Raw genomic sequence first — 17,566 nt, forward strand, 5'->3', positions numbered from 1 at the left:
GGAGCGACAGGCCCAATAGGTCCAACCGGATTAGCAGGAGTAACCGGGGCAACCGGAGCGATAGGCCCAACAGGAGTAACCGGGCCAACAGGACCAACCGGTCCAATAGGCTTAGTAGGTCCAACCGGAGCAACAGGAGCAACAGGAGCAGATGGAGCACCTGGTGCAGACGGAGCACCTGGTGCAGACGGAGCACCTGGTGCAGACGGAGCACCAGGTGCAACAGGAGCAACTGGTCCACAAGGTCCTGCAGGAGCTCCTGGAACACCAGGAGCAACAGGAGATACTGGTCCAATAGGTCCGACCGGTCCAACTGGTCCTGCAAATGGATTAAATGCTTTTGGATATGTTTACAATACAGGAAACCAAACTATAACTATAGCATTGCTTCAGCCACCTCAGCCTATAAACTTTAATAATTCAGGTCCATTATCCACTGGGGTAACTCATCCAACTGCAAATACTATAAATGTTACTAGTGCTGGTCAATATGAGATAAACTTTGTAGTGTACTTTACAGCAACTTTAGCGGTAGCGGGAACATTCCAAATTCAGATAAATGGAACTGCTGTACCAGGAGGAAAATTTACAGAGACATTAACTACAGGACTTCAAGTTTATACTGGAAGTGTAATAGCTACAGTACCTGCAAATGCAAATATTCAATTAGCATTTGGAGCAACAGTAGCATTAGGAATTACAATAACTGGTGTTGATGTAAGTGTTGCGATGTCAGTCAAGAAGCTAAACTAAAATATAAAATATTTGAATCTCCCTATTTTAGGGAGATTTCTAAATATATAAGATTAGATTTTAAAATCTTAATAATAATTATTTATATGAAAACAATATGCAAGATTTAAAAGAATTTTTAATAGGCTAATTAATAAGTGTGAAAATATTATGTAATAATTGAGATAAACTGTATAAAAATATTGTAAATTAAAATATTTAAGTTTACAATAACATTGAATGATATATTAAAATTACATAAATATACAGTTACATAATAAAAGGTTAATCTTGTATTTTAAGGAGAGAGTATTATGCCACATATTAATACCCATATGACCTTTGTAAAGCATATTATAAAAGTAGTGTCAATAGTAATTGTCAATGGGAATTATTCTTAAAGGATAAATATTTAGACGTATCAGACGAAGAGAAATCATTTATTTTAGGATATTATAGCCATTTATGGTTGGATAATTATGTCAATGAAAATGGACATATTCTTAGAACTTCTGTACTTGTAAATGGAAATAATGAAGCAGCTAAGGAAAAATTTTTGAAAAATCTATTATTTTATGATAATAAAATAATAGATAATAAACCTGATGTAGAAAAAATAAATAAAACTATTTTTAAGGATTTTAAAAATTATTATGTGATTTCAGAAAAGGATATGAAAATGATATTTAATAAATGCATAAAACTTCTAAAAGAAAGTTCTAAATATAGCAATTCTTCGGTTTTTGAAGAAAAAAAGTATATTAGTTTTTTTACTTTAGCATCTTCTAAAATATCAAAGATTATGAGAAATATTTAAAATATATAATATAGTGAGTTAATTAAACTAATATTTGAAATCCTAGCTAATTAGCATTTTAATAGTTAATAAATAACATATAAATTGTTTTAGTGATATAATTTTTTATATCATTTATTTGTTGTGGGAGGGGAAATATGGATATAAACGATTTATACTTTTTATCGGTAAAACTAAATGAAATAAATATAAAATGGGCTTTAGGAGGATCATTGCTATTATACTTTAACAAAATATTAGACAATCCACGAGATATAGATATATTAGTAAATTATGAGGAGTCGAAGAAAGTAAATGATATTTTATATAATTATGGAGAATGTAGAGAGAGGCATAGTAAGACTCCATATAAAACTGAGAGCTTTTATAATTATAAAATAAATAATACGGAAGTTGATATAATAGGGAGCTTTAAAATCTCTCACGAAAGAGGGATATATTCTTATATTTTAGATGAAGAAGCAATTTCGCAGTACATATCTATAAATAATATGCAAATACCATTATCTTCTATAGAAGATTGGTATATACTATATCAATTAATTCCAGGTAGAGAGAAGAAAGTAAGTATTATAGAAGAATATTTCAATAAGAATGGAGTTTCAAATCCAAAATTAATAAAAAGGGCATTAGAGCAGCCTCTGCCTCAATCAGTTATAAAAAAATGTCTAAAATTATTGTAGTTTATTATACTTCAACATAATATAGGAATAATTTTTAGATTTCTCCTAAAAATAATATTAGAATAATTTAGATGTATTCAAAGTTTTATATTTAGGAGAGATTTTTATGAAAAAAATAATTAGTTTATTAATATTAATACATTTGTTTTCAATAAATGTATTTGCTTATGAACCTATTAGTAGAGAAGATAAAATAAATATCTATAGTATTACTATAGACACTTTAATATCTTATTATGATGGTTTAGAAGATATAGATTATATAACTATTGATATGAATAATAAATTTTTTGAGGAGCTTGATAAAACTGATAAGGAAAAAATATTAAATAACTTAAAAAAGTATAATAAAACTGTGATGAATAAGTCGTTAAAGGATTTAAATCAAGATGGATTTACAGATAATTTTAATAGACTAAATGGGAATAGTAAAAATGGATTACTTATTAATATAGTAGATTATAAATATAAAAATAATAAAATTTTTATTGAAGGTGCCATATATACAGGTCCTATTTCTGCAAAAGGGGTTAAGATTGTCATAAATAAAAAAGATGAGCAGTGGAATCTGGAACGCAAAAGGATATTATGGGGAGCTTAATATAGGATTATTATAATTTGTAATATATAATAAAATTAGAAAATAATTTTATATAAGAGGTATATTATGAGTAGAAATTTTTATGATATTTCTATAGAATTAAGTAACAACACTGCTGTTTATAATGGAGATCCAAATATAGAGATAGAAGATGTATTTAATATTTCCAAAGGAGATGACTTTAATTTATCAAAACTTATAATCACAACACATAGTGGAACTCACATAGATGCACCTAAGGATTTTTTTACTGATGGTTATGGAATTGAAGAAATACCAATAGAAAAATTAATAGGTAAGGCTAAAGTATTTGAAGTATTAAATTGTAGTAAAATTGAAAAATATCATTTAGAAAATCTTATCATCGAAGATGGAGATAGAATATTTTTTAAAACAAGTAATTACGATAAGGTAACTCGTAAGATATTTTATGAGGAATTTGTATATCTAACTTTAGAAGCAGCAGAATATTTAGTAGATAAAAATATAAATACTGTGGGTATAGACTATTTTTCTATTGAAAGTTTTAATGACACTGAGTTTAGAGTGCACAAATTACTTTTAAAAAATAATATTGTAATAGTGGAAGGATTAAATTTAAAAGATGTTCCAGAGGGAAATTATGAACTTTATGCATTGCCAATTAAAATTAAAAATTCAGATGGTGCCCCAGCAAGGGTAATATTATATAAATAAATCTCGCTTTATAGTGAGATTTATTTTTTATTTAAAAATCATTATTATAATTAATAAAAATTACGATTTAACTTTATATAAGTCACATATCTATAAAATTAAAGTTATAATTAGCACTTATAAAGCTATATGGTTATATTTGAAACTTACTAATAATATTTATATATAAAAAACTATTCTAGAGAGTTTATAGGATAGTTTTTATTATATAAGAAGAAGTACATCATTTTAAGTAGAAAATAAGGCTATTATATAATTTTAATATTGAGAATATATTAAGGAGTTTTTCTAATTTGTATAAATTAAATGAAGATAGTAGAACTTTTATAAAAATAACAATATTTCTATAAAAGTGATAAGTTAATAATTATTCACTGACAGTAGGTAAGAGAATGTATTGAAGAGGTGTTAATTTTATAAATCATTTGTCTTACTTATGAACTGTGTAAATAACCATAGAAACATTAACTTAGATTTAGAAATAGCAGAGAAATTCTTTATATTGCCATAAAAATAATCCAATTCAAATAGGGGGAGAGTTATATGCCTTTAACATCAAAAGAGCTGTTAAACCTAGAAGAAAAAGCTTATGAACTTAGATTACTTTCTATAGATGCTGCACTTAAGATAGGTAACGGAAATACCGGAAAAGCTTTAAGTTCTATAGATATTTTTACAATACTATATCATAAATATTTAAATATAGATTTTAAAGATTCAAAAGATAAGTGTAGAGATAAACTTGTATTAAGTAAAGAACATGGAGGAATCTACATTGTTCCTAGCTTATTAGACAATGTATTCATACATAAAGAATTACTTAAGGAATATAATCATAGTAAAGATAATTTAGGGGTAAATCTAGATTTTAGAAAGGTTTGCGCAGAAGAGGTTTCTATCCATTCATTAGGATATGGACTTTCAATTGCATTAGGAATGGCATTAGGAGCAAGGATTAAATCTAAGAAATATAAAGTTTACTGTCTATTAAGTGATAAAGAGTGTAACGAAGGATCAGTTTGGGAAGCAGCAATGGCTATAGCTTATTTAAAAACAACAAATCTTATAACTATTATAAATAAAAATCAATGTATAATTGATGATTCTACAAAAGAAATTATAACATTAGAATCCTTTGCAGATAAATGGAGAAATTTTGGATTTATAGTTGAAGAGGTAGATGGTCATAGTCTTAAAGAACTTTCTGAAGCTTTAGATTTTGCTTTAAGTGAAAATAAAAAGCCTGTTGTTATTATTGCTAATACAATAAATGGTTGTGGTGTTGATTTTATGGAAGATGACTATAGATTTACTTATGGAATTCTTGATGAAGAAAAAGTTAAGGAAGCAAAAGAAAGTTTAGAAAAATACTATGAAATAAGGATAAAAGAGGTGTAACTATGTATGGATTAATCAATGGAGCAATGACGGAAATTTATGAAAAGTCACTTTATTATTTGATAGAAATGCATGATGATATAGTTGGATTATTTGCGGATTTAAAGGAATCTACTAAATTTGAATTGTTTAGTGATAAATATGATAAAAGATTTTTAGATATAGAAACAACAGAGAAAACTCTCTTTGCTATAGCTGCTGGACTTGCAAAATGTGACCTAAAAACATATCTATCTATTTTTGATGTATCTGCCTCAATGAAGGCCTTAGAACAAGTTAGGACGGACATATGTTATCAAAATTTAAATGTAAAAATAATTGCAACCAATTGGAGTTTATCATTTGGTCAATGTGAAACTACTAATCGTTGTATAGAAGATATAGCTATTATGAGATCTATGAGTAATATGAAGGTTGTAGTACCAGCAGATAGTGTTGAAGCAGCTAAAGCAATTATAGAGTCCTATGATTTGCGAGGGCCTGTATATATTCGTATTGACGAATGCCTTGATAAAAAACTATATGAAAATGAAGAATATGAATTCAAAATTGGTAAAGGAATAGAATTAAAGGAAGGTACAGATATAACTATTATTGCTTGCGGAAGTTCTGTTCATCAAGCATTAGAAGCAGCAAAAATCTTAGAGGACATGCATCAATTAAAAGTAAGAGTAATCAATATGCACACAATTAAGCCAATAGATAAGGACGTTATATTAAACGCTATATGCGAGACTAGAAGAATAATAACAGTAGAAGAACATAATGTAATAGGAGGACTTGGAAGTGCAGTATCAGAGGTTATTGCAGAAAGCGGAAAAGCTTGTATTTTCAAATCTTTAGGAATATCAGACGAGTTTTTTACAAGTGGATTACATGAAGATTTAATGGCTTATTATAAAATAAATGCTAAAGGTATTTTAGAAGAGGTGAGAGAAATATTAAGAAAAAATTTTGATGACGACAACGATTGGGAAGACGAGGTATAATTCATGATTTATAAGGATGAAATGTACTCAAATAAGATATTTTTAAATTCTGTATTACCACTTTTTAAAGTATTAGTAGAGGAAAAAGAAGATCTTAAAAAATCTTTTAGAAATAAAAATGGAGTAATTCAAATTTGTTGTTTAGATGAAAATAAAAAAATAGGAATTCACTTTGTAGTAGAAGAAGGAAATATCGAAGTAGTAAAGACTATATTAGAAAATCCAGATTTAGAGTTACAGTTTGAAAGTATATATGAGTTTAATAATTTTTGTAAAGGAAAAAGCAAAAAGTTACCTAAAATAAAGGGTGGTTTTAAATCTAGACTACTTATACCTACTATAAAAGCATTATCAGTTTTATCTAAAATGCTCTCATTTACAGATATGCCTAATGATGAAAAAGAAAAGGATTTACTTGTAAAGCTGCATTTTTATTTAATATCCTCTGGGATAAGTCAATTAAATAAAGCAGATCACCCAGAAATAACTAAATGGACTCAAAAAAGCCCTGACAGAGCATATGAGTGGAGGGTAGTAGGAAAGCCTGAGCTTTCAGCTTATATTAGAATAAAATATGGAAAATCAAAAGCTGGTAGAGGACAATATAAGAGATCAAAACCTTTTCTTGCAATGAACTTTAATAATACAGATAGTGCTTTAGATATATTAAAGGATAGTGAAAATTTAATTAAGGATATTGTAAATTCACATATTATCATGGAAGGAGCAACAGAATATGATGCTCAAATTAAATCATTTATGTTTCTGGTTAAAAATTTACTAAGTAAAGACAGGAAATATGAAAATTTATTCCTTGAATAAGAAATTGACTTTTAAAAGAAAGGGTAAAATAGGAATTATAGTTAGTAAAAAAATTTCCCGCTATTGAAAAGAGGATGTTTCTTTTGATATTCTTCGCGAAAGTAAAATTTTATTAAGAGATAGATAGTTGATAGAAAAAATTAGGTAAAGAATGTTATAACTTCAGTGTTGAATTTTTTACTCAATTGTTACTGAGTGTTGGGAGGGTTGGGTGATCCTAAGTATTCTACTAAAAGATTTTAAATGCCTGTATCCTTTTTATAATCCAAATTATTATATTTCTAAGATTTCATGTAGCAGAAGAATAAATGAAAATATAGAAAATTTTAAAGTATAGCAATAATTTTCTGTAAATTGTATGGAACTGGAGACTAAATAGTATATAAATAGTCATTTTTACTATTTAATAGAACAAATAAAATTATATACCCAGCCTACAATTGAAAAAAATTTAAAATTTGCTTTTTATGAGAAGCTTGGATTATAATCATGAAAAAATTGGAAACAGATTTATTTTAAATTAATCTATATATGAGTCAGGTAGGTTTTAGCACTTAAGAAAATTTATATTAAAAGAATGGAGGAGGTGAAGATGCTTAAAAACTTACAAAGAATATAACTATTAGAATAGATTTAAGATTTATAAAAAATTTAATTTAAGTAGAAGTAAATGCTTCTTATATAGATTTAAGATGAGAGGATAACTTGTAGTTATCACACTTATTAATATAATAAATGTATTTATTAATGGGTATTTAAAGATATTAGATGAAAATAATATTAAATCTGATAAAGGCATTAGAGGACTAAGTGTAGTCATAGAAAAATTAGTATATTTCAATTTCTACTAAAATAGCTTAAGAGAAGAAAATATGATGTGATGATTTCATAGTTTTTATTAGCTAATAAAATTTAGGCTAATAATTATATAGTAGAAATGCTAAGGATATAAATCCTTGTATTGGAGACATGAAGGGTGTCTTAAATAAATTGCTATAGTATAGGATATCTCAAATGTATAATAAATCTTAAAACATTTTAAAAGACATATATAGTAACTACTTATCCAAGGAGAAATTAGTAAAGATATGGGTATAATAACTTAGGACAGGGCAGCAATTTTGTAATTAAACTATGCATAGTGTAGTATTATATGATTATGATTCTACGATTGAGATAATATCATTGATACTATATAAAATAAAAATTATTATAATGAAATGATTTAAAATTACAATATAAATATAAGGATAATTATAAAAGATTTAAAAAAGGAAAATTTAATTTTAATAATAACTTGTAAAAGAGGAAAAGCTATAATCCTATATAATTTGAGGATAGAGTTTAAAAAAATCCTAAGGTTAATGATGATGTAGAAGATGTGATTATAATTGGTAAATTAATAGAAGCTATAAAATTAGCTATATAATTATTTATCAGTTTAATAAGAAAGAAAGTTACTATTAAAAAATATTTTCCAGATTGCTTAACTTTATATTGCATGGGTTTTAATTTATTGAAGAATATAGTTAGTAACTTTGATAAAATAATTAAAAGGTTTATAGAAACATGAATATCAAAGTAGATATGCTATAATTTTTATTAAAGTAATTTCCTATAAGACTTTATATAAAGAAATAATAAGCGGAAATTTCTAAAATAAGACACATAATATAGAAACAGTATTATAAATAATAAAATTATTTATAGATTAAAAATTTATATATAAGATCCTTTCTAAAATTAGAAAGGGTCTTTTTCTTTAGAGAATTTATATTTGTTATAGTATTTTATTAATAAAATAGCATATAAAACTTTCAAAAGTAATAAAAAGACTAAAAACATGAAAATAATGCATAAAATCTGCTATATTTTAGCCAAAAATAAAATAATTGGCGAAAAAAGCAAAAAAACATTTAATTTTGAAAAATATCCTCGATATATTAAATGTATTACTAATTAAAGTTAATAGAATGATTTTATATTAAATCCTTTCTAAAATAGATATACAAGTTCAATATTGAACTTGTATATCTATTTGGGAAAATAAAGTTTTTTAAATATTTATTTTATAAATCTATATGCCTATAACAACTTGGATGTTAATAGTTTAGATTTAAACCAACTAATATAAAATCATAAGATCAATAATATAGGAGGGAAAAAATATAATGAAATTAAATTTGAAACTAATGAAAAATCTTAATAGAGGAGGAGATAGAGTAAAATTAAAATTTCAATTAAAAAGTATAAGGGCAAAATTATTAATTTCTATGTTATCTTTGGTTGCAGTAATGTGCATATCTTTAACTGGATTTGCTTATTATTCAGCGAGAAAAACACTTGTTAATAGTAGTGTCGATCTTATGTCAGAAATAAGTAGATCCTCAGCAGAAAGACTTGAAAATGAAATAAAATCAAAACTTATGAGTTTAAGTCTAACAGCTAATACTCCAAGGATAAAAGATCCTAAAGTTTCATGGGAAGATAAAAAGGCAATTTTACAGTCAAGTATAGAATTAGAAGGGCATTCAATGCTTGGAATTGCGGATTTAACAGGAAAAGTAACTTATACTGATGGTAGTGTACTTGATATTAAAGATAGAGAATATTTTAAAGAAGCAATAAAGGGGAATAATTACGTATCATCAACTTTTAAAAGTAAAGTAGATGGAAAAATTTTGATTGCATATTCTGTGCCAATAAAAAACAATGGTTCTGTAACTGGAGCTTTAATAGCAATAAGGAATAGTGATAATTTAAGTAAAATAACCAATAAAATAAAGTTTTTATCAACTGGGGAATGCTTTGTCATAGACACAGAAGGGAAAATAATTGCAGCAATAGATCAGGCTATTGTAGACAGAATGGACAATTATATAGTGCAAAATGATCCTGAATTACAGGATTTAATTGCAATTGAAAAAGAAATGATGCAAGGAAAGACAGGCATAGGAGAGTACTTCTATGATGGAGTTGATAAATATGTAGCATATTATCCACTTGAATCAACCGGATGGTCTTTAGCAATAGCTGTACATGAAAATGACTTATTAAGTCGATTAAATGGACTTAAGAATATAAGTATGCTTATTGGTTTAGTAGAGTTAGTGATAATAGGAATTTTAGTAGTAGTACTTAGTAGAAAAATAACTAATGGATTAGTTGCAGTTAAAGGACATATGGATAAGATAGCAGAAGGAGATTTTACTGAAGAGATAAACAAAAAGTATATAAGAAGCTCAGATGAGGTTGGTGCTATATGTAAAACTTTGAATGTTACTCAAAGTTCTATAGGAAATATGGTAGGAGCAGTTAAAGATTCAGCAGGGGAAATAGATTCTAGTGCAGTAAATTTAGCAGCTATTTCTGAAGAATTATCAGCATTAACTCATAACATTTCCACTGCAATATTAGATGTAACAAAAGGGACTACTAAACAGGCGTCAGACTTAACAGATATAGTTTTCAAATTAAATGAATTTAGTGAACAATTAAATGAAGTTGCAATTCATATAACTGAAATAGATAATATGGCAGTAGGTGTAAGTGAAAGTTCAAAGAAAAGCAATAAGGACATGGAAAATGTGGTATTTTCTATAACAAGCTTTAATGATAAATTTAAAAACTTTACAAAGAGCATAGGAGAAATGGATGTAGATATTAAAACTGTAAATGAAATTACGGATTTAATAAATAGTATAGCAGAACAAACAAATCTTTTAGCATTAAATGCAGCAATAGAAGCAGCAAGAGCAGGAGAGTCTGGAAGAGGATTTGCTGTAGTAGCGGATGAAATAAGAAAACTTGCAGAACGAAGTAAAGAATCTTCAGAAAATATTTATAGAATAATAAATAAATTATTAAATAATACTAAAGTTATAGTTAATGAAACAGATACAATGAATAAAGAACTTATAAATCAAAGAGAAAATGTAGAGAATTCTATGAAATCTTTTAATGAAATTTCTATAGCAGTTAGTGATATAGCACCAAGAATAAGTGAGATTAATACAGCCTTTGAGGATATTAATAATAATAAAGAGGAGATAGTAAATACAATAGAGGAATTATCTTCAATATCAGAGGAAATATCAGCATCTTCAGAGGAAATATCAGCATCTTCAGAAGAACTAAATAACTCAAGTTCAGAAGTAGCTACAAGTGCTCAAGTACTTACAGAAAAGGCAACAGACATGATGGGACAAATAAATAAGTTTAAGGTAAGGTAGTGGAATAATTATAATATTATTTTAAGAATAAAAACTTATTTAAAATAAAGTCTATTATTTATAAAAACTAAGAAAAAGATAACGCAAATTAAATATTGGTAAAAAGATAAGCACTAATTTACATTAAGTAATTAGTGCTTATTTTTATATAATTTAGAACTTTAATTTAATATAAATAGGAGTAAAAAATATGATAATATTATGAGAGTTGAAATACCTGTTATTTTCCAACCAGATACATAACTTTGCTTTCCTAATCCATTATTATTTTGTTCTGTTTCAGCTATTTTATATCTTGTATAGTCATTAGGATTAAAATAAGCCATAATATCACCTCCTAATAACATTATATCATAATTATGGACTACATTAAATGAATAAACGATAATTTCAAGAATCTTCATACTATTTTCTAAAGTTAACATAAATGCTTACTATTTATTTAGTTCTATTAAATAGTTTTACCTAAGTCATGGAATGGAGGTGTGGCTAGTTTATTCAGAAGGATACAAATTAACAGATTAGGTTATAGAGCAAGCTAGAGAAAATGCTGAGAAGCATGGTGGAGCATTAACTATAACTCATAATATGGAAGAGGCATATAAAGATGCAGATGTAGTTATTCCTAAGAATTGGAGAAGTGGGTGACTAATCAAGGCGATGAAGGAGCTTGCTAAAGAAACTCGTATATTTATGTTCTTCAAGCAGGAAGAGGAAATGAGATTGAAGATAGTATTCTATATGAACCACAATCTCTTGTATATGATAAGGCAGAAAATAGATTGTATACTGCAAAGGCAGTTATAATTATTACAACGAGAGAGAAATAGTATTGAGAGCTCTCTTTTATTTAAGAGAACTTTTATATGCTTAAATTCAAAATATAGCAATTCAAAATATAAATTTTATTTTCAAAATTAACTATTTATTACTTTGTATGTTATAATTATGATGTTAATATTTAACATCAACTGAAGGGAGGTCTAGAGTTATGATTGAAGTAAAAAATTTAAGTAAAAGCTTTAAGAATATTAAAGCGGTAGATAATATAAGTTTTACAGTTAATGAAGGAGAAATAGTTGGACTTTTAGGAGAAAATGGAGCTGGAAAAACCACAACATTAAGAATGATTGCTACAATGTTAAAACCTACAGAGGGCACTGCTAATATTAATGGATTTGATATACTAAAGAATAGTTCAAAAGTTAGATCTGAAATAGGTATATTATTTGGTGGTGAAGTAGGGTTATATGACAGATTAACAGCTAGAGAAAATATAAAATATTTTGCTATGCTAAATGGTTTATCAGAGGAACAGTCAAATGAAAATATAAAAAATCTTATGGAAGTTTTTGAAATGGACGAATATATAGATAGAAAAGTGGGAAAATTCTCTAGAGGTATGAAGCAAAGAGTTGCTATTGCAAGAAGTATTGTACATAATCCCAAAGTTATGCTATTTGATGAACCTACAATAGGTTTAGATGTAACCGCTTCAAGAACAGTACAAAATTTTATATTTAGATGTAAGAAAGAGAATAAAGTAATTATTTTTTCAAGTCATAGCATGAGGGAAGTAGAAAAACTATGTGATAGAGTAATTATAATTCATAAAGGTAAGATTGTTGAAGAAGGTACAATTATTAATTTAAAGGAAAAGTATAACAATGATGATTTAGAAGAAGTATTTTTATCTCTTATAGGAGGTGAAAGTCATGAAAAATAAAGTTATATCTATAGTATTAAAGAAAGAACTGTTAGATATTTTTAGAGATAAGAAAACCTTAATGATTAGTATATTAATACCATTGCTATTATTTCCAGTGATGTTTACGTTAATAGGAAAAGGAATAAGTAAAAATACCACAGAAGTGATGGAAAATCTTGAAATCGCAATAGTTGACAAAGGAAATAGTAAAATAGGAGAGTTTATAAAATCTCAAGAAAACATAACTATTATTGATAGTAGTGATATAAAAAATGATATAAAAGAAGGTAAAATAAAGATAGCAATTGAAATACCAGAGAATTTTGAGGAAAAAATTAAAAATGAAGAAACTTCTAATATAACTGTTTCCTATGATGATGTTAGTCAATCTTCTAGTGTGGCACTAGGAGCTATTAACAGTCTTGTAGAAGAGTATTCAAAAGAAATTGTAGCAGAAAGACTAAAAGCTAAGAATATTGATGAAGCTATATTAATTCCAATAAAAATTGATGAAAATAAGGTAGGGGAAAAAGAAGACGGAGGAGCAAAGATGATGCTATCTATATTACTTCCCTTCCTATTGGTAATGTATTGTGTATCTGGACCTATTCCAGCAGCGACAGATTTAGGGGCTGGGGAAAAGGAAAGAGGTACATTAGAACCACTATTAACTACGCAAGCAGGAAGAATGTCACTATTATATGGTAAATTTTTAGCAATTACTGTATTGGGCATGATGACCACTGCTGCTTCTTTAGGAGGACTTTTAATATCATTTAATATGTCATCGAAATACTTTGCTGGTTCTGATGCAAATATGGCATTAAATTTCTCTTTAGATATTAAAGTTATAGTAATAATATTTGTATTAGCTGTATTAACTACTATGGTTTTTGGAGCATTAGAGCTTGCTATAAGTATATACGCTAGAAGCTTTAAAGAAGCTCAGACTTACATGACTCCACTTACAATTATTGCAATAATACCTGCTTATGCAACTTATATGTTAGATGTGAAGTCAATTTCAAATATTTATTTCCACATTCCATTAGCTAATATAATTTGTATTTTAAAGGAACTAATTGCAGGCGTATATAATATACAGCATATAACTATTACATTAGTATGGACAATAGTCTATGTAGTAGTATCTCTTTTAATAGCTAGATATATGTTCATGAAAGAAGAAGTTATATTTAGAACATAGAAAAATAGAAAAACACAAGGTACCTTGTGTTTTTCTATATAAGTCATCTTTAAAAAAATAACAAACCAGTATGCTAGCTTATTTTGCATCATATTGCTTCATTAGAACTCCGGGATGTTTAGAATACTATGGAAACCTATTAAGTTATCTTATACAAAATATAGGACACATATTTGATAAGTTATTTTTTCAGATGCCTAAAATAAAGGGTTTACATAATTTGGAGGGGTTATATGTCATTTTTACAAATAAAAGAAAAATTTCTTAGTAGATTTGAGGACAAGATAAGTAAAGAAGTTATTTACATAGCTTGGCCTATACTACTAGAATTATTATTGGGGTCATTATTTTCTATGTTAGACATGATGATGCTTGGACAATTACCGAAGGCAGAATCAGCAGCTTCGGTGGCCTCGGTGGGAGTAACCAATCAACCATTATTTTTAGGATTGGCAGTATTACAGGCATTAAATGTAGGTGGTACTGCTATGGTAGCAAGATATATAGGACAGAAAAAAGTAGAAAAAGTAGGCAGTACAGTTAAGCATATTATACTTATCAATATGTTTATAGTATTGCCAATAGTTATATGGGCGCAGATAAATGCTAGAAGTATAATGAGTTTTATGGGTGCAGAACAGCAAACTATAGATATTGGAATAAATTATTTTAGAGTCATAATGTATGGATTTATATTTCAAGGCTTTAACTCCTCATTATTTGCTGTGTTAAGAGGTGTAGGAGATACTAAAGTACCAATGAAAATAAATATAAAAGTAAATGGATTTAATGTTTTAGGAAATGCATTATTAATTTATGGATTATTCTTTTTCCCACGAATGGGGGTCACTGGGGCAGGAGTATCTACTTTACTATCTCATGTAATAGCTTCAATCATGCTTATTTCTTATTTCTTAAAAGGAAAAACAAAAATAAAGATAAATTTTAAAGAAAAGTTTGCTTTTGATAAGAATATTGTTTTAAATTTTATAAGAATAGGTGTTCCATCTTCATTAGAACAATTAAGTTTAAGACTAGGTATGCTTTTATATGTAAAAATTGTAGCATCTCTAGGGACAGTGGTTTATGCATCACATCAAATTTGTATTAATATTTTGGGACTTTCTTTTACAACTGGACAAGCATTTTCAATTGCAGCATCATCTCTCACAGGGAGAACTTTAGGAGAGGGCGAACCTAAAAGAGCAGAGGAATATGTCCACAGATGTAGGCAGTTAGGGTCTATATTAGCCTCCTTAATTGCATTAGGATTTTTCTTTTTCGGAAAACAAATTTTATCTCTTTACACAACAGATAATGACATTATAAATTCGGCATCAATAGTACTTAAAATTGTAGCTATAATTCAACCTTTTCAGTCTTCAGCATTTATTTTAGCAGGAGCATTAAGAGGTGCAGGGGATACTGTTTTTCCACTTATATCAACGGCAATTGGCATTATGGGAGTAAGAGTTGTTTTTGCCTACATATTTGTGAACTTTTTTAATTTAGCCCTACCAGGAGCATGGATTGCCATGCTTTTAGATCAAATTTTTAGATGGATATTGATATACTTAAGATTTAAATCTGGAAAATGGAAAACTATTAAGTTAAGATAATTTTAATTAAATAGATCTATAGACAAATTTTAAAAAATTTTTAGGAGAAAGTTATGAAAAATAAGAAAATAAAAGCTTTGAATTTAACAATGATTTTTATTATTTGGAGCTTAATTTTCAATGCAAAAGTACAAATTGTAAAAGCAGATAGTAGAAAAGAAATACTTATAATAAATTCTTATGATATTAATCAAACTTGGGAAAGGAATATTGAAGATGGTTTTAGAAGCACCATTAATCCAAATATCCAAGTAAGTTATACAAATGAATATTTAAATGCTAAAAGAGGAAATGATGAATATTATAAGGAACTTAGTGATATTTATAAAATTAAATATAAAAACAAAAGTTTTGATTTAATATTAGTTATTAATGATGAAGCATTTAAATTTGTAAAAAAATATCACAGTGATATATTTAATAATGCTCCTGTAGTATTTATAGGGATAAGCGAAAGAAATAATTTAAATGAAGAAGAAAAAAAACATTTTACCGGATTCTATGAAGCTTCTAACGATAAAGAAAATCTCGATACTATTTTAAAGCTTCATCCAAAAGCAGAAAAAATAAATATTATCTTAGACAACACCTCATATTCTTATAGTGTAAGAAAAAATTTAAAATCCATTAGACCTTATTATAAATCTATTCAGTTTAATTTTATTCAACATATGTATATTGAAGATGTAGCAAAAGATATGTATAAAAATGGAGAAAATCAAGTAAATATAATTTCAGGCACATTTTTAAACAGAGAAAATAGAACTTCAACTCCAGAACAAACCATAGATTACCTAAAAAAATATAATAAAGGTCCTTTTTATTCTCCATCTCAAGATTATTTAGGCTATGGTATAGTTGGAGGAGCTATAGATATAGGGCAGCAACATGGTGAAGCTATAGGGGAAGTTGCAAATCAAATATTAGAAGGAAAAAAAGTGTCTGATATATCTATAACTAATGAACACATTGATGCTTTTGTTTTTGATTTTCATATGTTAGTTAAAGAAGATATACCTTTAGGAAAAATTCCTGAAAATTGTATCATAATAAATAAAAGTAAACATGATTCCATTTTATCTCAAAAACAAAAGCGATTTTATTTTGGACTGATACTTCTTATAGTATTTGCATTGATTGTAGCAGGGATATATTATGTCTATTTAGTAGCGAAGGCAAAAAAAGAGAGAAAAATTTATGATGAAGCATTAAAATACGATAAGTTGAAAACAGAATTTTTTGCAAATATATCCCACGAACTTAGAACACCTTTAAATGTAATATTAAGCACTGTAAGTCTTATGGAGTTATATGTTGATAATAATAAAATAATTTTTGATAATGAAGATACCTATATTAAATTTTTTTACATAAAGCAAAACGCTCTAAGGCTTTTAAGATTGGTCAATAATATAATTGATATTACAAAAATTGATTCAGGATATTTTACATTGAACCTTCAAAATTGTAATGTAGTAGAAGTTGTAGAGGACATAGCATTATCAGTTGCAGACTATGTAGAAGGAAAAGAAATTGAATTAGTCTTTGATACTGATACAGAAGAAAAGATAATGGCAATTGATGAGGAAAAGATAGAAAGAATAGTGCTAAATCTCCTTTCTAATGCAATAAAGTTTACTGATAAAGGAGGAGAAATATTAGTAAGTTTAGAGGATTTAAACAGCAAGGTTAGAATAACTGTTGCAGATAGTGGTATTGGAATACCTATAGATAAACAAAAAATAATTTTTGATAGATTTACACAAGTAGATAGTACTCTAACTAGAAAAAGAGAAGGTAGTGGTATAGGGTTATCACTTGTAAAGAGCCTAGTTGAGCTTCATGGCGGGAATATAACTTTAAAAAGTGAATTAAATAAGGGAAGTAGTTTTATTGTAGAGTTGCCAGTTAAATTATTGAATAATTATAACCAAGGCGCAAATGATATCAATGAAGATAAACATCAAAAAGTTAATTTAGAGTTTTCTGATATTTATGATTAAGTAATTAATTTAGTATTTGCAAAAATGAGAAAAATTAATGCTTTTTAGTATTATAATTA

At 27.1% G+C, this 17,566-nt stretch carries 16 protein-coding genes; 15 read left to right on the plus strand and 1 reads right to left on the minus strand.

The annotated features are described in order from the left end of the window. The 9 genes from B3603_RS09265 to B3603_RS09305 all read left to right on the plus strand — a co-directional run. Positions 1-753: BclA C-terminal domain-containing protein (locus B3603_RS09265; protein WP_414632376.1), on the plus strand; the 753-nt coding region annotated here is incomplete at its 5' end. A gap of 448 nt (positions 754-1,201) precedes the next feature. Further along, positions 1,202-1,549, plus strand: coding sequence for a hypothetical protein (locus tag B3603_RS09270; RefSeq protein WP_291563747.1), 348 nt, complete (start codon positions 1,202-1,204; stop codon positions 1,547-1,549). A 137-nt stretch (positions 1,550-1,686) separates the two neighbouring features. Then, complete coding sequence (locus tag B3603_RS09275) at positions 1,687-2,232, plus strand: hypothetical protein (protein ID WP_291563749.1); 546 nt, start codon at positions 1,687-1,689, stop codon at positions 2,230-2,232. 106 nt (positions 2,233-2,338) lie between these two features. Then, a complete protein-coding gene (locus B3603_RS09280) occupies positions 2,339-2,833 on the plus strand; it encodes a hypothetical protein (RefSeq protein WP_291563751.1) in 495 nt (164 codons plus the stop codon). Positions 2,834-2,899: 66 nt separating this feature from the next. After that, the gene (locus B3603_RS09285) at positions 2,900-3,529 is read left to right on the plus strand and encodes a cyclase family protein (RefSeq protein ID WP_291563753.1); all 630 of its coding nucleotides are present in this window, start codon (positions 2,900-2,902) and stop codon (positions 3,527-3,529) included. Positions 3,530-4,072: 543 nt separating this feature from the next. Then, a complete protein-coding gene (locus B3603_RS09290) occupies positions 4,073-4,927 on the plus strand; it encodes a 1-deoxy-D-xylulose-5-phosphate synthase N-terminal domain-containing protein (RefSeq protein ID WP_291563755.1) in 855 nt (284 codons plus the stop codon). Between the two features lie 2 nt (positions 4,928-4,929). After that, positions 4,930-5,916, plus strand: coding sequence for a transketolase family protein (locus tag B3603_RS09295; protein WP_291563757.1), 987 nt, complete (start codon positions 4,930-4,932; stop codon positions 5,914-5,916). Positions 5,917-5,919: 3 nt separating this feature from the next. Next, on the plus strand, positions 5,920-6,738 hold the full coding sequence (locus B3603_RS09300) for a hypothetical protein (RefSeq protein ID WP_291563760.1): 819 nt from the start codon (positions 5,920-5,922) through the stop codon (positions 6,736-6,738). A gap of 2,171 nt (positions 6,739-8,909) precedes the next feature. Then, positions 8,910-10,970 (plus strand): methyl-accepting chemotaxis protein, encoded by a 2,061-nt coding sequence (locus B3603_RS09305; protein ID WP_291563762.1) that lies wholly within the window; start codon positions 8,910-8,912, stop codon positions 10,968-10,970. 161 nt (positions 10,971-11,131) lie between these two features. Here B3603_RS09305 and B3603_RS09310 read toward each other — a convergent pair whose 3' ends face one another. Then, on the minus strand, positions 11,132-11,296 hold the full coding sequence (locus tag B3603_RS09310) for a hypothetical protein (protein ID WP_291563764.1): 165 nt from the start codon (positions 11,294-11,296) through the stop codon (positions 11,132-11,134). Positions 11,297-11,546: 250 nt separating this feature from the next. Here B3603_RS09310 and B3603_RS23245 point away from each other — a divergent pair, with 250 nt between their 5' ends. The 6 genes from B3603_RS23245 (at position 11,547) to B3603_RS09330 (ending at position 17,507) form a co-directional block, all read left to right on the plus strand. Then, on the plus strand, positions 11,547-11,618 hold the full coding sequence (locus B3603_RS23245) for a hypothetical protein (protein WP_414632377.1): 72 nt from the start codon (positions 11,547-11,549) through the stop codon (positions 11,616-11,618). 41 nt (positions 11,619-11,659) lie between these two features. Continuing rightward, positions 11,660-11,800, plus strand: a complete 141-nt coding sequence (locus tag B3603_RS23250) for a hypothetical protein (protein WP_396153161.1) — start codon at positions 11,660-11,662, stop codon at positions 11,798-11,800. 161 nt (positions 11,801-11,961) lie between these two features. Next, on the plus strand, positions 11,962-12,696 hold the full coding sequence (locus tag B3603_RS09315) for an ATP-binding cassette domain-containing protein (protein WP_291563766.1): 735 nt from the start codon (positions 11,962-11,964) through the stop codon (positions 12,694-12,696). Continuing rightward, positions 12,686-13,885 carry an ABC transporter permease gene (locus tag B3603_RS09320; protein WP_291563768.1) on the plus strand — a complete coding sequence of 400 codons (1,200 nt, stop codon included), beginning with the start codon at positions 12,686-12,688 and terminating at the stop codon, positions 13,883-13,885. The genes B3603_RS09315 and B3603_RS09320 overlap by 11 nt, the downstream gene beginning before the upstream one ends. Before the next feature lie 233 nt (positions 13,886-14,118). Then, on the plus strand, positions 14,119-15,504 hold the full coding sequence (locus tag B3603_RS09325; protein ID WP_291563770.1) for an MATE family efflux transporter: 1,386 nt from the start codon (positions 14,119-14,121) through the stop codon (positions 15,502-15,504). A gap of 53 nt (positions 15,505-15,557) precedes the next feature. After that, the gene (locus B3603_RS09330) at positions 15,558-17,507 is read left to right on the plus strand and encodes a sensor histidine kinase (RefSeq protein ID WP_291563772.1); all 1,950 of its coding nucleotides are present in this window, start codon (positions 15,558-15,560) and stop codon (positions 17,505-17,507) included. Positions 17,508-17,566 lie beyond the last annotated feature (59 nt).

It is taken from the genome of Clostridium sp. UBA2485 (assembly GCF_002341865.1).
In the GTDB taxonomy this organism is placed as follows: domain Bacteria; phylum Bacillota; class Clostridia; order Clostridiales; family Clostridiaceae; genus Clostridium_J.